The 25848-nt window shown below is 33.3% G+C and carries 19 protein-coding genes; 9 read left to right on the top strand and 10 right to left on the bottom strand.

Features of this window, described 5'->3' with window-relative positions; genetic code table 11:
* Window positions 1-8 precede the first annotated feature (8 nt).
* The 7 genes from ACY2LT_RS02580 (at window position 9) to ACY2LT_RS02550 (ending at window position 10891) form a co-directional block, all read left to right on the top strand.
* On the top strand, window positions 9-4220 hold the full coding sequence (locus ACY2LT_RS02580) for a S8 family serine peptidase (RefSeq protein ID WP_491816170.1): 4212 nt from the start codon (window positions 9-11) through the stop codon (window positions 4218-4220).
* Window positions 4217-4723: a tetratricopeptide repeat protein gene (locus ACY2LT_RS02575; RefSeq protein WP_491816169.1), complete on the top strand. Its 507-nt coding sequence runs from the start codon at window positions 4217-4219 to the stop codon at window positions 4721-4723. Before ACY2LT_RS02580 ends, ACY2LT_RS02575 begins: the two co-directional genes overlap by 4 nt.
* A 15-nt stretch (window positions 4724-4738) precedes the next feature.
* A complete protein-coding gene (gene ligA, locus ACY2LT_RS02570) occupies window positions 4739-6790 on the top strand; it encodes an NAD-dependent DNA ligase LigA (protein WP_491816168.1) in 2052 nt (683 codons plus the stop codon).
* 73 nt (window positions 6791-6863) lie between these two features.
* Window positions 6864-7946, top strand: coding sequence for a tetratricopeptide repeat protein (locus ACY2LT_RS02565; protein WP_491816166.1), 1083 nt, complete (start codon window positions 6864-6866; stop codon window positions 7944-7946).
* A gap of 100 nt (window positions 7947-8046) precedes the next feature.
* The gene (locus tag ACY2LT_RS02560; RefSeq protein ID WP_491816165.1) at window positions 8047-9231 is read left to right on the top strand and encodes a trans-sulfuration enzyme family protein; all 1185 of its coding nucleotides are present in this window, start codon (window positions 8047-8049) and stop codon (window positions 9229-9231) included.
* 55 nt (window positions 9232-9286) lie between these two features.
* Window positions 9287-10234 carry a YbbR-like domain-containing protein gene (locus tag ACY2LT_RS02555; protein WP_491816163.1) on the top strand — a complete coding sequence of 316 codons (948 nt, stop codon included), beginning with the start codon at window positions 9287-9289 and terminating at the stop codon, window positions 10232-10234.
* Between the two features lie 69 nt (window positions 10235-10303).
* On the top strand, window positions 10304-10891 hold the full coding sequence (locus ACY2LT_RS02550) for a YceI family protein (protein ID WP_491816162.1): 588 nt from the start codon (window positions 10304-10306) through the stop codon (window positions 10889-10891).
* A 151-nt stretch (window positions 10892-11042) separates the two neighbouring features.
* On the opposite strand, the gene ACY2LT_RS02545 is transcribed toward ACY2LT_RS02550, so the two are convergent.
* Genes ACY2LT_RS02545 through ACY2LT_RS02530 form a run of 4 tightly spaced genes read right to left on the bottom strand, consistent with a single transcriptional unit; the run spans window position 11043 to window position 16142 of the window.
* Window positions 11043-13043: an NADH-dependent [FeFe] hydrogenase, group A6 gene (locus ACY2LT_RS02545; protein WP_491816161.1), complete on the bottom strand. Its 2001-nt coding sequence runs from the start codon at window positions 13041-13043 to the stop codon at window positions 11043-11045.
* A 1-nt stretch (window position 13044) separates the two neighbouring features.
* Window positions 13045-14946, bottom strand: a complete 1902-nt coding sequence (locus tag ACY2LT_RS02540; protein WP_491816160.1) for an NADH-ubiquinone oxidoreductase-F iron-sulfur binding region domain-containing protein — start codon at window positions 14944-14946, stop codon at window positions 13045-13047.
* Window positions 14930-15448, bottom strand: coding sequence for an NADH-quinone oxidoreductase subunit NuoE family protein (locus tag ACY2LT_RS02535; protein ID WP_491816159.1), 519 nt, complete (start codon window positions 15446-15448; stop codon window positions 14930-14932). The genes ACY2LT_RS02540 and ACY2LT_RS02535 overlap by 17 nt, the downstream gene beginning before the upstream one ends.
* Before the next feature lie 40 nt (window positions 15449-15488).
* A complete protein-coding gene (locus ACY2LT_RS02530) occupies window positions 15489-16142 on the bottom strand; it encodes a redox-sensing transcriptional repressor Rex (protein ID WP_491816157.1) in 654 nt (217 codons plus the stop codon).
* 386 nt (window positions 16143-16528) lie between these two features.
* On the opposite strand from ACY2LT_RS02530, the gene ACY2LT_RS02525 reads away from it, so the two are divergent.
* Together ACY2LT_RS02525 and ACY2LT_RS02520 are read left to right on the top strand one after the other, a co-directional pair.
* Window positions 16529-16894 carry a PqqD family protein gene (locus tag ACY2LT_RS02525; protein WP_491816156.1) on the top strand — a complete coding sequence of 122 codons (366 nt, stop codon included), beginning with the start codon at window positions 16529-16531 and terminating at the stop codon, window positions 16892-16894.
* The gene (locus tag ACY2LT_RS02520; RefSeq protein ID WP_491816155.1) at window positions 16887-18347 is read left to right on the top strand and encodes an aminoacyl-histidine dipeptidase; all 1461 of its coding nucleotides are present in this window, start codon (window positions 16887-16889) and stop codon (window positions 18345-18347) included. Before ACY2LT_RS02525 ends, ACY2LT_RS02520 begins: the two co-directional genes overlap by 8 nt.
* Before the next feature lie 122 nt (window positions 18348-18469).
* Here the strand turns inward: ACY2LT_RS02520 and ACY2LT_RS02515 are convergent, their stop codons facing one another.
* The 6 genes from ACY2LT_RS02515 to ACY2LT_RS02490 all read right to left on the bottom strand — a co-directional run bounded on the left by ACY2LT_RS02515 (window position 18470) and on the right by ACY2LT_RS02490 (window position 25820).
* A complete protein-coding gene (locus ACY2LT_RS02515; protein ID WP_491816153.1) occupies window positions 18470-19588 on the bottom strand; it encodes an isocitrate/isopropylmalate dehydrogenase family protein in 1119 nt (372 codons plus the stop codon).
* Window positions 19589-19692: 104 nt separating this feature from the next.
* Window positions 19693-20988 carry a GWxTD domain-containing protein gene (locus ACY2LT_RS02510; protein ID WP_491816151.1) on the bottom strand — a complete coding sequence of 432 codons (1296 nt, stop codon included), beginning with the start codon at window positions 20986-20988 and terminating at the stop codon, window positions 19693-19695.
* A 12-nt stretch (window positions 20989-21000) separates the two neighbouring features.
* Window positions 21001-21657: a glycosyltransferase family A protein gene (locus tag ACY2LT_RS02505; RefSeq protein WP_491816150.1), complete on the bottom strand. Its 657-nt coding sequence runs from the start codon at window positions 21655-21657 to the stop codon at window positions 21001-21003.
* Window positions 21657-23015 (bottom strand): T9SS type A sorting domain-containing protein, encoded by a 1359-nt coding sequence (locus ACY2LT_RS02500; protein ID WP_491816149.1) that lies wholly within the window; start codon window positions 23013-23015, stop codon window positions 21657-21659. Before ACY2LT_RS02500 ends, ACY2LT_RS02505 begins: the two co-directional genes overlap by 1 nt.
* Window positions 23016-23088: 73 nt before the next feature.
* Window positions 23089-23532 carry a dUTP diphosphatase gene (dut, locus tag ACY2LT_RS02495; protein WP_491816147.1) on the bottom strand — a complete coding sequence of 148 codons (444 nt, stop codon included), beginning with the start codon at window positions 23530-23532 and terminating at the stop codon, window positions 23089-23091.
* Between the two features lie 35 nt (window positions 23533-23567).
* Window positions 23568-25820 carry an aconitate hydratase gene (locus ACY2LT_RS02490; RefSeq protein ID WP_491816145.1) on the bottom strand — a complete coding sequence of 751 codons (2253 nt, stop codon included), beginning with the start codon at window positions 25818-25820 and terminating at the stop codon, window positions 23568-23570.
* Window positions 25821-25848 lie beyond the last annotated feature (28 nt).

The following is a 25848-nucleotide window of genomic DNA, read 5'->3' as shown; positions in this document are numbered from 1 at the left end:
AAGTAAATATGAAAAAATTAATTATATATGTTTTTCTCACAGTCCTTTATTCAATCAGTTCTAATGCCGATGAAGTGGAATTTATTGTTAAAGTCAAAGATCCACAAAAATTTAAAAATCTAACGTTCACACAAAGCAACAACATAATATACAAAAAATTCTTTGACTTACCCAAAAGACTTGAAACTACACTTTCAAACAATACACTATTAAATGAATTGACTAAGTATTATATAATAAAAATAAATGACGATTATTTAAATGTTTTTATTAATGAAATTGCAAACAATTCTGATGTAATTGACGTAACTAAAAACTATAAATATAGGTTACATATTTCAAACGATATTAATGATGAAAAATTATCCTTTCAGTGGGCTCTTAATCAAATTCGAGCATTTGATGCATGGAAGCAGGCAACTGGAAAAGGTGTTATTATTGGTGTTATTGATACTGGAATTGATTTTTATCATCCTGATTTAGTAAATAATTTGTGGATAAACACAAAAGAAGATTTAAATAAGAATGGCACCTTTGAACCGTGGCAATATAACGAACTGAGAAATGGTATTTCAGGTGATTTAAACGGTATAGATGACGATAACAATGGAATTGTAGATGATGTAATTGGATATGATTTCGTCAATCAGTTAATTCCCAATTTAGGCGAGTGGAGCTCACCTGATCCAATTCCAAATGATGAATATGACCATGGTACAGCTGTATCGGGAGTAATTGCCGCTGAACAAAACAATGGAATAGGAATAAGTGGACTCGCTTACAACTCAAAAATAATGACATGCAGAGTTTTTGATGTTACAGGTAATGCTTCTGCCTCTGATATTGCAACTGCGATATTATATGCTACACTCAACGGTGCTAAAATATTAAATTTTAGTTTTGGAGAAAAATATTCTTCTCCATTAATGCACGATGCAATAAAATTTGCTTTTTCTCAAGGTGTAATAATGGTAGCCTCATCTGGCAATGATGGAAGTGATGCTCCACATTACCCATCAGACTATCCAGAAGTAATCTCTGTCGGAGGCTCAGATAGTGAAGGGAAAAGATGGAAAGATAGTAATTTTGGCGGCAATCTTTGCGTGCTTGCTCCTGCACAAAGCATAATTACTACTACTCCTAACAAATCTTATGGAATGAAATCGGGGACATCCCTTTCTGCTCCTTATGTATCTGCTGCAATTGCATTAATGCTTGAGAAAAACCCCAATTTAACGTTTTATGATATTAAATCTATTCTAATGAGCACAGCAAAAAATATCGACCCTGATGGATGGAATTATTATACGGGTGCAGGCATATTAGATGTAGCTTCTGCTCTTGAAAACTTGCATTATGGAAAAATTGAGATTAGCTCTCCAAAGCTCTATGAACTTGTTAACAAAGACAATCAGAAATATCTTCCCATTATTGGCTCGACATTAACTCCACTTTTTGATTCATATCAGATATTAATTGGGAAGGGCAAATATCCCAATCAGTGGGATACTCTTTCCACAAGATTTGTTAATTCCAAGTTAGATGATACTTTATTTTTGCTTGATGTTTCAAAGTACACTGATGATTTATATACAATTAGTGTAATAGTTGAGTTAAAAAATAATAAGAAATTGCAAATTAGAACCCAAGTGCAAATTTATTCAAGCAACAATCCTTTGAAAATTGAAAAGTTAGCTCAAAAAGAAACCTTGTTTAATGATAGAAACGTATTATCTGTATATTTTTCATCATCATATGAAGCTTTTTCTCTAATAAAATATCGAAAAAAGAATTCAACTGAACAATTTAAAATTATTTCTGGAAATATTGAAAAGTCAAAAAACCATCTTTTCCTTATAACTGAATTTGATTATGAGCAAGAATATGAAGCAATTGCTCGCATATTTTTAGAAAATGGCGATACTATTGAAAGTGAATTTTCTTTCAATTTGAAACCTATGTTTTTTCCCAAATACAGCTTTAAAAGAAAAGATTACTCTTTACCGAGGGCACTCCTTTTCCCACAAGTTGTTGATATTAACAAAAATAATAGACCAAATGTTATCTTTAATGATATATCTTCGATTACAATAAAAAATGCTTTTGTTGCTGAATTTTCTAATAACAAATTTAACATTATCGATAGCCTTTCTGAAAATGGTATTGTTACCGGAATTGGTGATTATAACGGCAATCATCTTACAGACTTTTTAGTTTATGCTAATGGAAACACAACAGTTTATGAGCAATCAGAAAGTTTCGAAAAAACATTCCATAAAAAAATATTCTCCTCACAAACATATAATTTTTGGGCTGAACATTTCTTTGATATAGATGGAGACGGAAAAGATGAGATAATTGCACATAATGACAGTTGTTTTTTTGTTTATTCAAGGAATAATAATAAAGATGAATTAATAGCTCAAACGAAAGTACCCAAAGAATTAAGCAACATAGGAATTTGGAGAGGCTCTACTCTTGGAGATTTCGATAATAACGGAAAAATGAACTTATACCATTCGAACAATGAGGGACATTCGTTTATTTATGAATTCAACAATAATATTTTTGAATTAATTTATTCCAACACGCAAATAAAAGCCTCTGAAAATCAATATGTTGCTAAAGCAGATATTGATGGAGATGGTATCCCGGAAATTATTCATTCCTCTTATCACATTTATCCAAGGCGAAACGACCCTTCCGACGGATTATGGTATATAAGAGTAATAAAACACGACCCCAAAGTTGGGTTTTATATTCTGGATAGTCTTTTCATATATGGAGTTCGGGCTGGAACAGTTCCACGAATAGGTGCCTCATACAGGAATGGAATAGCAGCTGGAAATTTAGATGGCATTAATGGAGATGAAATAATAATTTCAGCTATGCCAAATCTTTATATATTCAAATGGGATAAAAATTTAAGAAAATTTGAACCTCTATGGTATTATCCGTTTGCTTTTTCTAATTCGGCAGTTTGCTATGATTTTGATAATAATGGAAAACAGGAAATTGGTTTTGCAACATTCGATAAAACTGAGTTCTGGGAGTTTATTTCTACTCCAACTTTAAGCGAGCCATATTTGAATGGCTTCGTTCTTAGTAATTCATCAGTAAAGTTATATTGGGACAATGTTCCTGAAGCAACTCGTTACAATTGCTTTGCACTTAACGAAAGTTCAAATGATTTAATCAAAATTGGTTCATTTAGTGATAATTTTGCAATCATTGATAATTTAGATAGTAATAAGTATTATACATTTTTTATTAACGCCGAAAATGTGAGCAACAGTAGTAATTTGTCTAATAGTTTGACATTGTATACATCTAACTTAATCCAAGCAACTTTTGCAGAAGCAATTAATTGTTCGACAATTGTGGTGAATTACTCTGATATTTTACAGATGGGTCGATTAGAAAGTGATAAATTTGTATTATTCGGAAAAAATAATATAAAACCTATTAAAATACAATCAATAATAGCAATATCAAATAAAGTATATTTGCATTTATATGATCGCCTTGAAAACGGTCAATATTCATTAATTTGTGAAGCCATCAAAGATAAATATGGAAATAATACCGAACCGAATGAGTTGACTTTCGAATACAAATACGATAGCATAAGTCCTTATCTATATTTATCAAAGCTTAAACTATACACTAATAACTATTTGCAAATCGAGTTTTCAGAACCGCCTGATTCTTCAGCTTTGAATTTAGATAACTATTTAATTACACCAATTGGTAAGATTATTGGGGTTAATAAGATACCAGGCGATGGAAGAGTATTTGAATTAGCCATATCCAGTGAATTCCCAATAAAACCAAAAGGATATATTTATTATTTAACTGCCAGGGAAATAACTTCAAAAGATGGAAAACAAATTTCACAAGGAGCCGGGAACACTCTTGCATTTGTTATTTCATCAAACAGTTTAAGAAATTTCTATATTTACCCCCACCCTATCTCTTATCAAAATGATCAATATATCACAATTGCCGGACTAACAAAGAGAGCAATCATCGAAGTATTAACAATTGACGGAGAAGTGCTAAATACATTAAAAGAACAAGATTCTGACGGTGGTTACCGCTGGAATTTGCAAGATAAGTTTGGAAACAAGCTTAAACCGGGTGTATATTTGCTTAAAATTACAAACACTGATAATCCTAATGAAGATTATGAAATTAAAAAGATAATGATTAAGCCATGATTTCTAAGATTAAATTTTTGTTTTTTTTAGCAATTATCATTGCAGCTTTTTCTTTTGAAAATTCAATTGAAACATTCAATTATGCTGTTCAGCTTCAAAAAAAAGGTAAATCAGACATTGCAAAAAATGTTTATAACAAACTTTTATCAAACAAGGATACAAATATTTCTTTCCGTTCTTCATTCAATTTAGGATGTATTTATTTAGGACAACACCAATATGATAGTGCAATGTATTTTTTCAAAAATGCAATTTTATTAAGTCCCAATAATTATGAATCAAAATACAATTATGTATATGCAAAAATAAAACATCAAGCAATAGTAGATAAGAATACAAAAACATCTAACTCTGAAACAAATAATACTTCAAATAATAATTTTGAGAAAAATATAGCATCTGAACAAATATTGAATATAATAAAAGCTAAGGAACAGGAAACTAAAAACAAGTATTTCAATAATTTAAAAATTGAAACGCCTAAAAGTAAAAATCCTTGGTAATTGAAGAGAAATAGTATGGATAGTTTATTTGATAAGATTGATACTCAAAAAAGAATAAATGAATTAGTTGCTTTATTAAATAAATATAACGAAGCTTATTACCAAAAAAGCGAACCAATAATTAGTGATTATGAATACGATAAGCTCTATCAAGAACTTCTTGAATTAGAGCGAAATAACCCGGAACTAATTAGACAAGATAGCCCAACTCAAAAAATTGGGGAAGAACCTCTCAAAGAATTCAGACAAATTGAACATAAAATACCTCTTCTATCACTTGCCAATACTTATACAATAGGTGAAATTGAAGATTTTGTTCGTAGATGCAAGGAATCGCTTGACAATGAAGATATTTCGTTTACAACCGACCTGAAATATGATGGAGCTGCAATTACTTTAGTTTATGAAGATTTTCGACTAAAATATGCTGCAACTCGTGGTAATGGCACAATAGGTGATGATATTACTCAAAACATCTTAACAATCAAAACAATACCTACCGTTGTCAACAAAGTTACGTTTAGTAACACACCTTTAAAGAATTTTGAAGTACGTGGTGAAGTGTATATTAAAGAAAGCGATTTTCTTGAAATTAACCGCCAGCGTGAAGAACTTGGAGAAAAACTCTTTGCAAATCCAAGAAATTTAGCATCTGGAACCATCAAAACACTTGACAGTAAAGTAGTTGCTCAAAGACCTTTGCAAGTAGTATGTTATCATTTATATTCAGAGGAGATTGAATTAACAAGTCAATTTGAAAATTACTCTCTTATTAATAAATTAGGACTTCCGGCGAGCAATTACGCTGAAAGATGTTTTAGTGTTGAAGATATTCTCAACTATATAAATAAATGGAAAGATAAACGATTTGAACTTGATTTCCAAATAGATGGAATAGTAATTAAAATAGACAGTATTAAGCAACAAGAAAAACTCGGAGCGATATCTAAAACACCGCGCTGGGCAATTGCGTTTAAATATCCTCCAGAAAGAAAAGAAACTTTGCTCAAAGATATTACTTTACAAGTTGGAAGGACAGGTGCTATCACACCGGTCGCTGAGCTTGAACCTGTATATTTGGCAGGTAGCACAATTAGCAGAGCTACATTACACAATTACGATTATATTCGAGAGCGTGATATTCGTATCGGTGATACAGTAATTGTAGAAAAAGGAGGAGAAGTTATTCCAAAAGTTGTTGCACCAGTAGTCGAGAAGCGTTCATCTGATATCAAGCCTTATGTATTTCCTGAATATTGCCCTTGCAAAATCAAAAGTAAATTAATCCGAGTTGAGGGTGAAGCAAATTATTATTGCATTGAACCGAACTGCCCCTGGCAATTAAGACGTAGAATTGAGCATTTTGTAAGTCGTGATGCTATGAATATTGAAGGAATGGGTGAAAAAATCATTCAAACATTAATTGAGAATAACATTATTACTTCTATCTGTGATATTTATAATTTAGCAGAAAAAAAAGATGAATTACTAAACTTAGAGAACTGGGGCGACAAAAAAGCAAATAATTTATTAATAGCAATTGAAAAGAGCAAAAATCAACCATTCGAGAATGTGCTTTACGCACTTGGTATTCGTTATGTTGGTAAAACTGTCTCAAAAATATTATGTAGACATTTTAAGAATATTGACAACCTAATAAATTCAAGTAAAGAAGATATTTCATCTGTATATGAAATCGGTGAAAAAATTGCTTCATCTGTTTACGATTTCTTGAAAAATTCGTCAAATCTTTTAATAATAAATCAACTAAAAGAAAGAGGACTAAAATTTAGTATAGATGAGACGCCAACATCAACATCTGATAAATTATCTGGTAAAACCTTCGTTTTTACTGGGGAATTAAGCACTATGACAAGAGCTGAAGCTGCAAAATTGGTTGAAAAGCATGGTGGAAGAGAAACGAAATCGGTATCTAAAAATACTTCATATGTGGTTGTGGGAGAAAATCCCGGTTCTAAATATCATAAAGCTAAAGAATTGAACATTACAATATTAAATGAAGATGAATTTTTAAAACTAATCAACGAACAAAATGAAAATAATTAAGCATAAAATCACAATTCTAATATATTTAATATTATTCATAATCCCATCAAATGGATATTCCCAATGGGCAATAATGAAAAGTGATGCTGATAGTTTAGTTTCATTAGGCGTAAATTATATCTATAATGTTAAATTTTCCGAAGCTGAAAACTGCTTTAGACAAGTACAAAAAATTTATCCTAATCATCCGGTTGGTTACTTTCTCGATGCTATGGTAGAATGGTGGAAAATCTTATTGCTCAAAGATGAAACAAAATACGACAAGATATTTTTAAATAAAATCCAAAAAGTAATTGATATTAGCAATACTTTACTAAAAGAAAATCCAAAAGATATAAATGCACTTTTTTTTAAAGCAGGAGCGATAGGTTTTCGTGGACGATACTATACACAACGCGAAAGCTGGCTTAATGCTGTCAAAGATGGAGCAGAAGGATATGACTTATTGATAGAATCTCTAAAAATTGCACCTGGAAATCATGATATTATGCTCGGTACCGGTATTTATAATTATTTTGCCTCAGTTTTACCTGAAAAATATCCTATAATCAAGCCACTCGCTACATTTCTACCGCGTGGCGACCGAGCTCTTGGTATTTTGCAACTTAATGCAGCAGCACGTTCGGCAAAGTATGCCAATATTGAAGCAAAAGTTGTTCTGTTGCAGATTTATTATTCGTTTGAGAACGACATATATCGAGCAGAAGAAATTATTAATGAGTTGTATTCTAAATACCCTGATAACCCTTATTTTCATAGATATTTAGGAAGAATTCAGGTTAGACGTGGTTACTATTATGATTTTGAGCAGACCTGGCGTGAAATTTTAAAGCGATGTATGGCAAAACAATTTGGCTATGAGAGATATACAGCAAGAGAGGCAATGTATTATATTGGAGTAGCACTTTTTGAGCGAGGTGATTATGAAAATGCTTTAAAATATTTCTACAAATGCGATGAAGGCTCTCGAATCTTAGATAAAGATGGACCATCAGGATTTATGGTAATGGCAAATTTGTATGCTGGTAAAATATTGGATATTCAAGGCAAACGAAATTACGCAATCAAACAATACGAAAAAATCTTAAAAATGAAAGATTACAATTCTTCTCATGAAACCGCAAGATACCATTTAAACAACCCATTTAAAAGATAATTTCTTTATTTTATAAATTATAAATACTTAATTAATTTGCTTACCAAGCAATGATTTGATAATTTTGTAGATTATTTTTTCTTCAATATTGGAGGTAGTTTTGAAAAACATAAGAAATTATGGAATTGAGACACAATGTGTTCACGCTGGGCTCAAAGAAACAAAAGAAGGAGCAGTAGTTACACCAATTTATCAAACTTCAACTTTTAAATTTCAAGATGCTGACCATGGGGCAAGATTATTCAAAGGAGAAGAAGAAGGTTATATTTACACAAGAATGAGAAACCCGACAGTTGAAGCAATGGAAGATGCTGTTGCAATTCTCGAAGGTGGTGCAAAAGCATTAGGATGTGCAACTGGTATGGCAGCTGTTCATACCCTATTTGCTGCAACGTTGAAATCAGGAGACCACGTTATTTGTAGTGAATCTTGTTATGGAGCAACAGCAACACTGCTTGCGAATGTAATGCCTAATTTTGGCATAAGCACTACATTTGTCGACACTTCAAACTTAGATGACGTTAAAAATGCAATTCAACCTAATACAAAAATGATTTATGCTGAAACACCTGGTAATCCTACTTTAATAATCAGTGATTTACAAGCACTTTCAAATATCGCAAAATCAATTGGTGCAAAGTTTGCTGTTGATAATACATTTATGAGCCCCGTTTTGCAAAGACCATTTGAACTTGGTGCAGATTATATTATTCACAGTATGACAAAATACCTAAATGGACATGCTGATGTTGTGGCTGGTATTATAATTCTTAAAAACGAAGAAGAATATCCTCATTTCAGAAAAATTTTAAATCATTTAGGTGGAACAATTGACCCATTTAATTCTTTTTTAGTTCATCGTGGTTTAAAAACTCTAAAGTTAAGAGTGCTTCAACAACAAGAAAATGCTAAAAAAGTAGCTGAATATTTGAATAATCACCCGAAAGTTGAATGGGTACGTTACCCAGGTTTGACATCACATCCACAATATGATATTGCTCAGAACCAGATGAAAGGTCCTGGCTCAATGATCGCTTTTGAATTGAAGGGCGGTATTGAAGCTGGCAAAGTATTAATGAATAATATTGAAATTTTTGGTTTAGCTGTATCATTAGGTGGAGTTGAATCATTAATCCAGCACCCAGCATCAATGACACACGCTGGAATGTCCGCCGAAGCAAGAAAACAAGCAAAAATCACAGATGGATTAGTTAGAATTTCTGTAGGTATTGAAAACGTAAATGATTTGATTAATGCTTTGGATAAAGCACTTGCATTAATTTAATGAATTACATAAATTAAAGGACGTTGAAAAACGTCCTTTTTTATTTTAAAAGCATATGCAAAAAACGAAAAAGAAAGCCTGGTATAAGTCAAAATCCTTTTGGGGTTCGTTGCTTTTTGCGATTGCTCTTTGGAGTTACACTTCATTAAATTCAGAATATCAAACTATCGTCGAAATTCCTTTAAAGATTATCCTACCTTCTAATCGAGCATTAGAAAATGTTCCTCCTGAAAATGTTTTCGTAGATGTCAAAGGAAGTGGCTGGAATCTTTTTTATTTAATATTTTTAAATAATGCTAAGATTTGCAACATTGATCTTTCGAGAGAAGTATTATTAGACAGTATTTATAAAATTAACAAAATCGACCTACAAAGAAGCTTAAAATATCTAAAAAATGTAAGTCCTATCAATGTTTTACCTGAAAATATACAGCTAATTACTGGAAAAATTGAAGAATATGAGGTATTGGTAGATCCACAAATTACAATTATCCCACGTGATGGATTTATGTTAATTGGGAAACCAATTATAGATCCATTGAAAGTTAAAATTAGAGGTAATGATAAAATTGTATCCAAAATAAATAAGTGGGAAACAGAAAACATTTTGTTTGATAATATTAATTCTCCAATTCTTGCAAGTGTTAATCTTATTGATACTTTGAAAGGTGTTGTTTCAGTTACTCCCAAAAAAGTATTAATAAAAGCAGAAGTTCAACAATCTGCCGAAATCACCATTGACGATATTGCCGTTGATATTGTCAATGGTTCTTTGCCTGCTGGACATATAATAGAACCACCTATTATTTCTGTTGTTATTCAAGGAGGTGTAGGAATATTGTCTGAAATTACAAAATTTGATATTTCTGCAGTCATTGAATTTGATAAAATTATTAATGATACCACTGGTATTATTAAGCCTGTAATTAATTTGCCTTCAAATGTATCACTTTTGAGAATAGATCCGCCTTTTCTTACTCACAAAGTAATCTCGAACAAATAATTATAAAATATTTATTTTTTAGTCTCGTCTAAATCTTTGTATTTTTATTATTTATATAAGAGGCTAAAAATGAAAAAACTAATTTTGCTTACATTCATAACATTTTTTTCTTCAATCTTAGCTATGATTGCTCAGGACACTTACAATACAGACACAAAAGAAAGTGTTATCCGCTGGGAAGGTAAAAAAATTGTTGGAGGACATTGGGGTGATGTTCTTATCAAAAGCGGTAATCTCGAATTCAAAAACAGTAAGTTATCAGGTGGAAGTTTTGTAATTGATATGAATAGTATAGTTGTTTTAGATTTAGACGAAAAAAGTGGGAAGTCCAAATTAGAGGGGCATTTACGTTCTGATGATTTTTTCAGTGTTGATAAACATCCTACTTCTGAATTTGTAATTACAAGTATTAAAGAAAGAAACAACAATAAATATGAAATTACAGGAAATTTAACAATAAAAGGAATCACACATTCAATCAAATTTCCCGCTACAATAAATATTAAAAATAATAGATTAGAAGCCCGTGCAGAATTCAAAATTGATAGAACTAAATGGGATATACGTTACGGTTCAGGAAAGTTTTTCGATAATTTGGGCGACAGAATGATTAAAGATGATATAATCTTCAAAGTAAAATTAATAGCAAAAAAATAATGATTTAAGAAAATAATTCAATCTCAAATTAATGTTAAAGTTGCCATATTTGGCAACTTTTTTATTTGGATACACATATATTAATCATATTACTCAAATAAAAAGAGGCTGCTATGAACAGCCTCCGTTAAGGTAGTATATGGATGTATGTTTATACTATTTGAGAAACCAATGTTTCTAAGGTATTAATTGCAGATTGTGCACTGCACTTTTTGATTAACTTATCTCCAATTGTAACACTTGGTCCTTCGTCGCAATTTTCCATACAGAAATTGGCTTTTATATCTACCATATCAGTTAAATTATTTTGTTCAACGTAGTTAATTAGCTTTTTCAATATTTCTTGAGAACCTTTAATAAAGCAGTTTGTGCCAACGCACACGCTAACTTGAAGTTTGGAACTATCACTTGTAATTAATTCCATTGCACCTTCTTTGATTCTCTTTCTGCTCTTATAATGAGTATGTAATAAATTATGAGCAACTTCGCTATTTGGTTCTTTAAGGATATTTTTGTATAAATCAGCGACATAAGGATTTTCTTGAGATTTATGTAACTGCAACATTTTGTCGCAATCATATATCCCTTTTGTTCTATTGTTGCGAGTCTCTTCGTCGTAGTAAACAGGTTGTCCCGCACCACCGATACAACCACCCGGACAAGCCATAACTTCGATTAAGTCGTAATGTTTTTCTCCGTTTTGAATTTGCTTCACAACATTTTTAGCGTTTTTAAGCCCGTGAATAATACATAAATTAATAGTTTGACCATTGATTTGTAATGTAGTTTCTCTAATTGAATCGTTTCCACGAACTTCTTTGAAATCTACATTATCAAGGATTTGTCCGCTAATTTTTTCGTAAGCATATCTAAGCACTGCTTCAGAAACACCTCCGGAATTCCCGAACAAAACGCCGGCACCTGTTTTAAACCCAAGTGGTAAGTCGAATGCTTCAGGAGATAGGTTCTCAAATTTTATTCCAACCTGCTTAATCATATTTGCAAGTTCTTGAGTTGTAAGCACATAATCTACATCTTGAATTCCATCAGTTGCAAATTCCGGTCGTCGTGCTTCAACTTTCTTTGCTGTACAAGGCATAATTGAAACAACAACAATATCTTCTCGTTTTTTACCTAACAAATCTGGTAAAATCGACTTAGCAATGGAGCCAAACATTTGTTGTGGTGAACGGCAAGTAGACAAATTATGCAAATATTCAGGGAAATATTGTTCTACGTATTTAACCCACGCAGGACAGCAGGAAGTAAACAAAGGTAAATTTTCGTTTTTAGTTTTTCTTTCAATAAATTCGTTTGCTTCCTCAATAACAGTTAAATCTGCTGTAAACGATGAATCAAATACCTTGTCGAAGCCTAACATTTTCATTGCTGCAATCAATTGTCCAGTAACAATAGTTCCGGATTTGTAACCAAACTCTTCACCAATAGCAACTCTTACAGCTGGTGCAATTTGAGCAACAACAACTTTTGATTTATCTTCAATAGCTTTCCATACATCAGCCACTTCTGATTTTGGAACTATAGCACCAGTCGGGCACACTCTGCTACATTGCCCACAATCAACACAATCTATATGAGAAAGCCCTTTTCCAAAAGCAGGAGAAACAACTGACTTTGAGCCACGATAAGCAAAATCTATAGCACCAATACCTTGTATTTCTTCACAGGCTCTCACGCAATCGCCACATAGAATGCACTTGTTTGGATCGCGAAGTAGTGCGTGCGAAGAATTATCAATTGGTAAGTGTTCTTGATTACGTTTAAATCTAATTTCACGAACACCTAATTTATATGCTAATTCCTGAAGCTTACAATTATTGTTTTTTGTGCATGTCGGGCAGTCGTGATTATAACTTGCAAGTAGCAATTCAATATAGATTTTACGCAAATTTCTTAATTGTTCAGTATTAGTTCGGACGACCATACCAGATTCGGGAGCTAACGAACAAGATGCTTGCACTCCGCGTCCCTCTACTTCAACAACGCATAAGCGGCAAGCCCCATAAATACTAAGTTCCGAATGATAACAGAAAGTTGGAAGATCAATATTTTCTTTTCTAATTACTTCCAATAAATTTTTCTCGCCATTGAACTCTACTATTTTACCATTTATTTCTAAAGTCTTTTTCATTTTATACTCCTACAATTGCATTTAACCTACAAGTTTCTAAACAAGCACCGCATTTGATGCACAATTCTTCATTAATATAATGCACTTCTTTACGAACACCTGAAATTGCATTAACAGGACAAGCTTTTACACACAATCCACAGCCCTTACATTTTTCTGGAATTATTTGAGGGCTTAATAATGCTTTACATTGTTTAGCAGGACATTTCTTTTGTTTTACGTGAGCTTCATATTCTTCACGGAATTGGTTCATCATCGAAAGGACTGGATTAGGAGCAGTTTTACCAAGTCCGCACAATGAACCTTTCTGAACTGCTCTGGCTAATTCTTCCAAAATGTCCAATGTTTCTTCAGTAGCACGTCCTTCTATAATATCTTCGAGTAATGCAAGCATCTGTTTGGTTCCTTCTCTGCAAGGAACACACTTACCACAGGATTCATTTTGAGTAAACTGCATAAAGAAATGAGCCATCTTAACCATACAAGTGTCCTTATTCATTACAACAAGCCCGCCGGAACCAACCATTGCCCCAATACCACTTAATGAATCAAAATCCAGTGGCATATCCATATGTTCCGTTGTCAAACAGCCACCCGAAGGACCTCCTATTTGAACTGCTTTAAGCCCATTACTCGAAATTGTTCCATCTGATAAAGTTACTCCACCGCCAATATTATAAACAATTTCACGAATAGTAGAACCGAATGGAACTTCAATCAATCCAGTATTTGCAACGTGTCCAGTTAAAGCAAAAGTTTTTGTGCCTGGTGAACTTTCTGTACCACAACTTCTAAATTCTTTTGCTCCATTAAGAATTATTCGAGGAACAGATGCTAATGTTTCAACATTATTGATTACTGTTGGTTTACCAAATAGCCCGGATTGAGCTGGAAATGGTGGTTTGGGTTTAGGCATACCTCTTTTTCCTTCAATCGAGGACATTAATGCAGTCTCTTCACCGCATACAAAAGCACCGGCACCTTCCATTACGTGAAGTTTGAAGTTAAATCCAGTGCCCATAATGTTTTCGCCAAGCAAACCAAGTTCTTCAGCCTGTTTTACTGCTATTTTAAGTCTTCTGACTGCAAAAGGATATTCAGTACGTACATAAATATAACCTTCATCGGCACCAATTGCTTTTGCAGCTATTATCATTCCTTCGATTACAGAGTGTGGGTTACCTTCCATCACGCTTCTATCCATAAACGCACCGGGGTCGCCCTCATCACCATTACATATCACATATTTTTTGTCAGATTTTTGAACTCTTGTTAACTCCCATTTACGACCTGTTGGAAATCCCCCACCGCCTCTTCCACGAAGTCCAGCATAAGTAATTTCTTCACAAATATCTTTGTCTGTCATTTCAGCTAAAGCTTTGAATGCTGCTTGATAGCCATTTTTTGCAATATATTCATAAATATCAGAAGGGTTAATATGTCCACATAAACCCAATACTTTTCTCGATTGACGATTGTAAAAACGGATATCTTTAGTATGAACGCAATGCTCACCAGTCAGTGGATCAACAAATAATAATCTATCAACTGGTTTACCCAAAACCAATGTATGGTCAACGATTTCCTGAACATCTTCTACTTTAACTTTTACATAGTGAATACCGTCGGGTTCAATAGTAACAAGAGGTCCCATCTGGCAAAATCCTTGACAACCACTTTCAGAAACAAGAATCTTATTTTGATTAGTTTCTTCCATTTTTAATTCAACGACACACTCAATTCCTGCTTCCTTAATTTTGGCTACCAATTCATTATATATTTTAAGAGAACCATTCGCGACACAACCAGTTCCAGCGCAAACAATAACTCTTTTTTTCAATGTGTTACTACTATTATTATATTTTTCTGCTATTGCTTTTAATTCATTAAGCGACTTGAGCATTGTTATTCTCCATAGTTATTATTTTATCAATAATTTCTACTATAGTTTGTGGATTGACTTGTGAATAAACATCTTCATTAATAACCACAACAGGTGCTAATCCACAAGCACCAAGGCAGGATACTTTTTCTAAAGTAAAAAGTAAATCGTCAGTTGTATGTTTTTTATCATTAAGTCCCAGCTTTAACTCAATTGCCTCAACTACAGGATTTGAACCTTTTACGTGGCAGGCAGTTCCATCACAAACTTTAATAACGTATTTTCCTTTTGGTTCTAAAGCAAAATGGGCATAAAATGTAGCTACCCCATAAAGCTTAGCTGGCGAAATATCGAGCGAAGAAGCGACAAAAATCATCACATCTTCCGGCAAATACCTATATTCTTCTTGTATTGCTTGAAGAATAGGTATTAGTTTTGTAGAATCATAATTGTAACTCTTTAAGATTTCACACACTTTTTCAAATTTACGAACAGGCAAAGAATTCTCGTTGTGCGAACTCATCACACTTTCTCCAATTAATTTTCACAAATAAAATTATGTTCTAAAGCAGTGTTTGCTTATAAACAGATAGTTTCCTTGTTAATACTGCTAAAGATTGAGAAAATTGAGCATTTTCAACTATTACATTCTTTGGAACTTTGATTTGAGTTGGAGCAAAATTCCAGATAGCAACAATTCCCCCTTTTAGCATAATATCCACACATTCTTGTGCAGCTTTTGCAGGCACAGTAAGCACAGCTAAATGAATTTTCATCAACTGAGCTAATACAGGCAATCTGTCAATACTTAATACTTCAATACCGTGTATTTTTTGACCAACTTTTTCGGGATCGTTATCAAATGCAGCTACAAAATTTAGCCCATAGTCTTTGAACTGTTTGTAACCTAACATAGCGGTCCCTAAGCTACCAGCCCCTACTAAAAAAGCATTTTCATAACGATTCCAGTTTAGGCAAGTTTGAATAGCATTGATTAATGAATTGACATCAAAACCAGTTTTAGGCTTTCCAATAATATTTGTATATTGAACATCTTTACGAACTTGTGTAGAATCTAAACCAAGCTCGTTAGCAATAAATGTAGATGAAACACTTTTTACACCTTGTTCTTTTAGATTTAACAATAGATGCAAATAGTGAGGAAGCCTTCTTAAAGTAGGCTCAGGAATTACAACAATGTTTTTTTTCGTTAACATTTTACAGCTCCTTAATCAGTAATGCTGTATTGATAAAATATTATCGATACAAAAATAATGAATTATTTTATTATAAACAAATTTTTTTGCTTTATGATTAAAATAATCTCTACATTTTATTGATTTAATATAATCTAAAGAATCGTTCAAAAAATCGAACTCCTTGAAAATCCAGCAAATACATATTTCGGAAATATTTATTGAGAGTAAATTAAATAAACTAACGAAACTAAACAAGAAATATTTATCAATAAATATAATACAAATAGTCGGAAAAGCATAATAAATATATATATTTTATTATCTCAAAACACAATACCTTTTTTATTTTTTAGTCTATTCTTTTTTATTATATTTGAAAATTCAGATAATTAATGAAATTGCTTATGCTAAAACGAAAAAATGAAATTAACCTGCTGGAATTAACACCAACAACAAATTATCAGCACGAGATTAACGAAGAAGGATTAGTTGATGTATTAGTCCCTCGTTTTAAGAGTAAGTTTATGCAAAAGTTTATCCCCAAAGGAAGAAGTTTATATATTCGAGCAAACTTAGATGAAATTGGCTCTAAAGTTTGGTGCTTAATTGATGGAAAAACAAAAGTATTTGAAATTGCTGAATCTTTGAAAAATGATTTAGGAGAAAAAGCAGAACCTATTTATCCTCGTCTTAATTTGTTTTTGACACAATTATATCATAACGGCTTTATATATTTTTTAGAATTAAAAAAGGAGATAACAAATGTCTAATGTACTTAGCAATTTAAAGCCTGAACTTGTTTGGAAATATTTCGAAGAAATCACTCAGGTGCCACATCCTTCTAAAAAAGAAGAGAAGATAAGGGAATATATGATTAATTGGGCTAAATCGCTCGGTTTGGAGTATAAAACTGATTCTCTTGGTAATCTTGTAATAAAAAAGCCAGCCACTCCTGGAATGGAAAATAGGAAATCAGTTTGTATCCAAGGTCATCTGGATATGGTTTGTGAAAAAAATAGTGATGTAGAATTTGATTTTGACAACGATCCGTTAAAAGTATACATAGATGGGGACTGGGTTAAAGCAGAAGGAACTACTCTCGGTGCTGATAATGGAATTGGAATAGCAATGGGAATGGCTTTGATGGCATCTAACGACATTCAACATCCTGCATTAGAACTACTTTGCACTCTGGATGAAGAGACAGGGCTTACAGGTGCCATACAATTAGGGACAGATTTGGTAACTGCCGATATACTGATTAATCTCGATTCTGAGGACGAAGATGCATTTACTATTGGATGTGCAGGAGGATTAAATACCTCTGGTATTTTTAAATACGAAGCAGAAGAAGTTCCTTCAAATCACACACCATATAAATTATCAATTAAAGGATTACGTGGTGGACACTCAGGTATAGAGATTCACGATGGACGTGCGAATGCTGCCAAATTGTTATCTCGTTTCTTATGGAATACAATAAGAACAATGCCAATAAAGTTTGTTTCATTCAATAGTGGCAACAAACATAATGCAATTCCTCGTGAAGCTTTTGCTACTGTTTTAGTTCCTAATGAAAAAGTTGATGAATTCAATGATTTAATTGCTCAATATAAAGCTATCTTCAAAAAAGAATATTCAACAAAAGAACCAAATTTAGATTTCTTCTGTGAAAAAACTGAAATGCCAAACAGAATTCTTAAATCTGAATTAGCTTATAAAGTACTTTCCTCTTTCGTAGCTATGCCTCACGGCGTAATTAGAATGAGCCCTGATATTGCTGGACTTGTTCAAACTTCGACAAACTTTGCAATCGTAGAGACAAGAGAGAATGAGATTTTTGTCCTAACTTCGCAGAGAAGCTCTGTTGAATCTGAAAAAAGATTTGTTGAAAATATGGTTTATGCGGCACTTGAATTAGGTGGAGCAACGGTTGCAACAGGTGATGGCTATCCTGCTTGGGAACCAAATGTTAATTCTGAAATATTAAATGTCGCAAAACAAGTTTATAAAAATGTATTAGGCAAAGAACCTAAAATCGAAGCAATTCACGCCGGTCTTGAATGTGGGCTGATTGGTGAAAAATACCCCGGAATTGATATGTTGTCCTGTGGTCCAAATCTACGCGATGTTCATTCACCTGACGAAAGGGTTAGTATATCTTCCGTTCAAAGAATTTGGAATTTCCTTATTGAATTAATGAAGAATATCCCACAAAAGTAACAATTCATTCAATAAAAGGCTGTCTCTCAAAGACAGCCTCTTTCATATATTGATCTTAATAGTTTGTAAAAAAAACGGGACGCAAAAATAATGCGTCCCATATTATTTAGTTTCATATGAAATTATAATCTTTCTGCTATAGCTTTACCCATTTCTAAAGTAGTATTGCTACCGCCCATATCATATGTTCTCACCTTGCCCTCAGCAATAACCTCTGCTGTAGCTTTTTCAATGCGTTCAGCTAATTCCTTTTCTCCAAGCCATTCAAGCATCATTTTCCCGGCTAAGATAGTTGCAATCGGATTAACTTTATACATTCCGGCATATTTAGGAGCAGAACCGTGTGTAGGCTCGAATACTCCAAGACTTTGACCAATATTACCTGAACATCCGAAACCTAAACCACCGACCATTTGAGCACACAAGTCTGAAACAATATCACCGAAAAGGTTCGGAGCAACTAAAACATCATAATTATTCGGATTTTTCAATAGCCACATAGTAATAGCATCAATATTAGCATCGTCCATTTCAATGTCAGGAAAATCCTTATGGACTTGATGAGCAGTTTCAAGGAATAGCCCATCAGTGGCTCTCACAACATTAGCTTTGTGAATTACTGTAACCTTTTTTCTATTATGTTTGCGAGCATATTCAAAAGCAGCACGAATTATTCTATCTGAACCTTTTTTCGTATTTATTTTGCAAGAAATGGCAAAATCATTTGCGTTATGATTAGCGAAAGCTCCGAACGGTCGAGATAATTTTGTTAGTACATCTGTTAATTCTTGTGGAACTGGATGAAATTCCACACCAGCATAAAGATCTTCTGTGTTTTCACGAAATACAACTAAATCAATATTGTCTTTATAGTTTAATGAATTGCCTTTATATGCTTTGCAGGGACGAAGACAAACATATAAATCAAAAAGCTGACGCATTCTAACAATTGGAGAACGGTAGATGAGCCCTTTACCTTGTAGTTCTGGGATAAGTTCAGCTTCAGCTTGTTTTACAGGTTTTGAAGTTATTGCACCGAACATAGCTGCATCAACTTCTTTAAGCAAATCAATTGTTCTTTGGGGTAAAGCATCACCTTCTTTGCACCAAAATTCCCATCCAATATCGCCGTGGATGTACTCGGCATTAAAGTTAAGTTTGTCGAAAACAATTTGTGTAGCTACTAATACTTCTTTTCCTACACCATCTCCTGGTAACCAGGCAATTTTGTAACGTTTCATAACTAGCTCCTATTTTTTTCGTTGATTGAAAAAAAACATGTGAAACTTAATATACATTTTTTTCTTATTATATAAAAGAAAAAAAGAAAGTAAATTGGTGGGAATTAATTCTTATAACGATATTTTTCTGTAATGGATATTGGTCTGACTAATCGAAAATCACCAAATCCTGTATTATCGAGGAAAAGGAACTCACGATTATCAGCATAAATCCAGCGCTCGTAAACACGCCCATCACTCATAGGATTAGACCTTTCAACTGTAACTGGTTGTCCAAAAATAATATAAACCATACCTCTATCTGTCAGCCAACCTTCTGTATACGAACGGAAATTTTCATTAGCATATGCAATACGGAAATAATATTGCTCAAAGGCTTCATTACGTTCTGTATTAGGTGTCGGATCTAAAGATTTCCAAAAATCATTAAAACGAGTAAACTTTTCATCTTCTGACTTAGCAGAGCGAATATAATTAATATCATCAGAATTTGCAACGTATCTCAGTTGTCTAATGGCTTTATCCAGATCATTTAATACAAAACCACTCAAACGAGTGATAGATTTAATAGAACGCTGAGCAACTGCAAGAATATCCTTTATCTCATAATCATCATTATTATTTGGTCTTAACGCTAATACTCTCAATGTATAATTATTTCGTGAAATTTTAGTAGGTTTCTTTACACGAATAAATATTCTATTTGTTCCAATATCAATTTCTTTTTGAATTTTAGAACCTTGTTCGATAAGTTCATCATTTTCAAAAATTTGATAGAGAAAATCGACCTTTTGATTAGTATTTGAATAATATTCGAAAAAAACAAAGAAACCATCTCTCAATCCACCAATATTATCAGAAATATGAGGAGTAATTTTCCATCTTCCCTTATCTTCTTCAATAGAACTGACTAAAAGCAAACCGCTCATCACATTGTCATATTTTGCAAAATCAATAACACTCATACTTCGCGACTGAGAATATTCAGCCTTTGAGTTTTCATCACTAAGAATTGCTCTAATTTGATAGTTCCCTGGTGCTAAAGAAAACTGCATCTGACGGACATCAAACTTTGCTGTTGCACCCAAAGCTATATTGTAGTCTCTCTCAACAAGCACTCTATCATAATTTTTCGTTGCGACAGTATTACCAAGAGAATCGTAAACCGTAAGAAAAACATTGATTTTAGCAATAAAATTATCTTCAAATTTGATAAAAGTAAGTGATTGATAAGGCACCAACACGTAACAATCTATTCGTGCTAAATTGGCAGAATCCCCTTTAAAAATCACAGCATCAAAGAAAAAAGCCTCTGTCCCATCTTGAATTTTAGATGATTGCGAAAATAATGCATTACTAATGAGCACTAATAAAAAGAAAACAACAACCAATCTATACATAATATCTCCATTCTAATCTTGAGTGGATTGAGCATAGAGTTTAGAAATTGAATCATTCATATCTCTATGATAGATGTAAGTTCTGTATTCAACTGATGCGACACAATAACCATTTTCAATTGCTCTCATAGCAAAATCAGCGTCATCGCCGTACTTGATATTTCTGAAACCGCCGAGATTAACTGCAACATCCCTCTTCACGAAAAAAGAGCCTCCGACATAGCATTCGTCAATATGTACCTGTTTTGAATTATCATAAAAATCAACAACATAAGGGTCGCCAATTATTTCAATACCACCATAAAGAAGATCAACTTCAGGATGCTGTAAAAGAATGTTTCGTCTGAGTTCTAAATGATTGTCCTTATATTCATCATCGGAATCCAAAAAAGTGCAGTAAAGCCCGGAAGAAGAAAGAATTCCTACATTTCTCGAAAGTGGCAATCCTTTATTTTTATGAAACAGATAACGAATTCTTGAATCACTAAAATACTTTGAACAAACATTAAAAGTATTGTCTGACGAACCATCATCAACAATGAGAAGCTCCCAATCCTGCTCCTTTTGATTAAGAACTGAAATTATTGCTCTATCTATTATATGACCTCGATTATAAGCTGTAAGAATAATCGAAAAAAAAGGAATTCTATTATTATGATAAATATACATTATCTACTAATAACAAATTTATCGCTTAAAATCTGGTTATCTGATTTAATTTGCATAAAATAAATTCCTGATGGAAAACCGTTTGCATTCCAATTAAATGAATTTTCTCCGGCGTTAAAATAGACATTTGGTAGTTGATATATCTCTTGCCCATACGAGTTAAATATCGTAATATTAACATTTTGTGCATCAGGCAAATAAATTCTAATGTTTAATAGGTCATTTGCAGGTTGTGGAGAAATTGACAAAATCTTAAATTCAGGATTCCTATTATTATCAGCGCTTGTTTTAAGGTATGTGGATTTGAATAATCCCTCGCCATCAACGCCTGCAAATATAATAAAACCAGCATCAGTTGTGTCCCAATTAGGTATCATAACTGTTCGAACTGATTTATTGGCAGGCAAACCATTGTTGAAAGCTTCAAAATAATGTCCATAGATCGAAGAAACTAAAACTCCGGCATTCCCTGCAGCGGCAGCAACAAGGCGCGGATATCGTGGATGTTCAGCAAATTCAAAAATCTGATTGCCTGCACCAGTAAAATACTGCCACGTTTTACCGGTATCTAAGCTTATGTATATTCCTTTTCCAATACTTGAACCATCAACAGTCAGTGAATCCACACCACAAAGTACAATAGAAGGATCTATTGATGAAGGCAAAATTGAAAGCACACGTAATCCTTCCAAACCACTGCTTTCGCGGTGCCACGATCTACCATAATCATATGATCTTAATACTCTCCCCTGAGATGATGCGTCTCCCGATAAAAAGAGTAAATTTGAGATTTTTGAAAAAGCAACTGAACGTGTTTCAACGCTCAAAGAGGAAGAATTGCAAGTGATAAAATCATTATCCGAATAAACAAAGCCTTCACTTGTATTAATCGCGGCAGCAACGAAAAATTCATCTTGATTAATAATAGTTGAAGATACTCGATATAATTGATTGGAAGATTCGCATAATATATCTTCGCTCCAATTCTCTCCACGGTTTGTTGACAATAATATCCCGCCGCGGGTGAAATGTCTGACTGCTGCGAACCATTTATTAGGGTATCTTTTAGATTGATATATATCATATACCGATCGCTCATTTAGCTGATACTTTGTAAATGTTTTACCAGAATCAATACTTTCCTGATAACCGTTTCCAATAAAAGGGAAATCGATATTCTTTTGCAACACATTAGTTGGGAAACCGCTTGAAGCAACTAATATTCTGTTCGGCTCGTCAACAGGAGAAAAAATTTTGTTAATATAAGGATTGACCCCATCGATTTTTACCCAGTATTGGGCATACGATATTGAGCAAAATAAGAAAAGCAAAACAGCTACAAACATTAACTTTTTCATATTCAATTTCAAAATTTGATAAACAACTACTGTAATATAGCAAAAAGTTGCGATTTATTAAAAATAGTTTAAATTAAATTCCAGTACTTCCAAATCCTCCATTACTCCTATGAGAATCAGGAAGTTCATCAACGAGTTGAAATTCAGCTTTTTCGTATCGAGCTATTACAAGTTGAGCAATTCTATCACCACGATTAACAACAAATGGTTCATCCCCAAAATTTGATAAAATAACTTTTATTTCTCCGCGATAGTCGCTATCTATTGTTCCAGGAGCATTCAAAGCAAAAACCCCATATCGAGCAGCCAATCCACTACGTGAACGCACTTGCGCTTCGAATCCATCTGGTAAAGCAATAGCAAGAGAGGTCGGAACAAGTACTGTTTGCCTTGGTAAAATTGTAATTGGTTCGTTTACAGCCGCATAAATATCCATTCCTGCAGAACCAGAAGTTTGATATGTAGGTAATGGCAAATCATCAAATTGATCATCTAATCGTTTAATTTGAATTTTCATTTTTTCTCAATATTATTCAACATTAAGTATTGGATTTATTTAATCAAATTTAATGCGCTTCCAGCTTTGAACCACTCAATTTGTTGAGCATTATAGGAATGCGAAACTTCGAAACTATCTATACTTCCATCTTTGTGATGAAGAACTACTCTTAACGGTTTATTGGGGGCAAATTCCTTTAATCCAACAATGTCAATGGTATCATCCTCTAATATTTTATCATAATCACGTTTATCAATAAAAGTAAGTGCAAGCATACCTTGCTTTTTCAGATTTGTTTCGTGAATACGAGCAAATGATTTAACTAATATTGCTCTAATGCCCAAATATCTTGGCTGCATAGCAGCGTGTTCGCGAGACGAACCTTCACCATAATTTTCATCACCTACCACAATTGACCCTATGCCAAGCGACTTATAATAACGCTGAACTTTTGGAACTTCATCGTATTCACCAGTAATTTGGTTCTTTACATAGTTTGTTCTATCATTAAAGAAATTAACAGCCCCAATAAGTGTATTATTTGATATATTATCTAAATGCCCTCGATACCGCAGCCAAGGTCCTGCCATAGATATATGGTCAGTAGTGCATTTTCCTTTTACTTTAATTAATAGTTTTAATCCGATAAAATCGTTTCCATCCCATTTATCAAAAGGTGGAATAATTTGGAGCCTTTCAGAATTTGGATCGATTATTATTTCTTGTTGAGAACCATCTTCTGCAGGCGCTTTGTAACCATTTTCGATAACATCAAAACCACGAGGTGGGAGTTCAATTCCTTCTGGTTCTTTAAGCAGAACTTCTATACCATCAGCATTAATTAGTTTATCTTTCATAGGATTAAAATCAAGCCTACCAGCGAGCACAAATGCTGTAACAATCTCAGGCGAAGCTACGAAAGCGTGAGTGTTTGGATTTCCATCATTTCTTTTAGCAAAGTTTCGATTAAATGAAGTGATAATAGAGTTTTTTTGTTGATCTTGAGCATTAAGTCTCTTCCATTGCCCAATGCAAGGACCACAAGCATTTGCAAGAACAACACCACCAATTCGCTCGAACATATCTATAAATCCGTCTCGTTCAATAGTATAACGAATCATTTCAGAACCGGGGGTAATTGTAAATTCACATTTAGCAGATAAATTATTATCAATAGCTTGTTTGACAATAGAAATTGAACGTGTAATATCTTCATACGATGAATTTGTGCAAGAGCCAATCAACCCTGCAGAAAGTTCAACAGGCCAATCGTTTTTCCTTACTTCTTCAGCAAATCTTGAAATAGGATGAGCTAAATCAGGTGTAAAAGGTCCATTAATATGTGGTTCAAGCTCAGATAAGTTAATTTCAATTAGGTTGTCAAAATACTTTTCAGGGTTTTGATAAACTTCTTTATCGGCAGTAACACATTCGAGCATAGAACTACAGAAATCAGCAATTTCTTTTCTTCCAGTAGCAATTAGATAATCATACATTTTCTCATCATACCCAAAGATAGAAGTAGTTGCACCAATTTCTGCCCCCATATTACAAATAGTTCCTTTGCCTGTTGCAGAAATAGATTCTGCACCATCACCGAAATATTCTAAAATATAACCAGTACCACCTTTGACAGTTAGCATACCAGCAACTTTAAGTATTACATCTTTTGCAGAAGTCCATCCCGATAACTTCCCAGTCAGTTTAATACCTATTAGTTTAGGGAATTTTAATTCCCAAGGCATTCCAACCATCACATCTACTGCATCAGCACCGCCAACACCAATTGCAATCATCCCGAGACCACCAGCATTGACAGTATGAGAATCAGTCCCAATCATCATCCCGCCTGGGAATGCATAGTTTTCAAGTATCACTTGATGAATAATTCCTGCACCGGGCTTCCAGAAACCAATACCATATTTGTTAGACACAGATTCAAGAAAATCATAAACTTCTTTGTTTGATTCAAGTGCAAACTCCAAATCTTTATGAGCTCCAACCTGAGCTTGTATCAAATGGTCGCAATGAACAGTTGTTGGCACAGCAACTTTATTTTTGCGAGCTTGCATAAATTGCAAAAGAGCCATTTGGGCAGTTGCATCCTGCATAGCTACACGATCGGGAGCAAACTCAACATAATCAGTTCCACGTTCGAATTCTCTTATTGAATGAATATCGAACAAGTGAGTATATAGTATCTTTTCAGCAAGGGTTAGTGGTCGCTTGATTTTCGATTTAACATAATTCATTTTTTCTGTTAATGAATTATAATGCTTGCGAAGCATATCAATATCGAGTATCATAAAACACCTATGAAAAAACTTTTAGAAT

The sequence above is a fragment of the Eximiradius proteiniborus genome (assembly GCF_058546985.1).
Note: the sequence above shows the minus strand (reverse complement) of the source record. Positions and strands in the feature narration are given on the sequence as shown.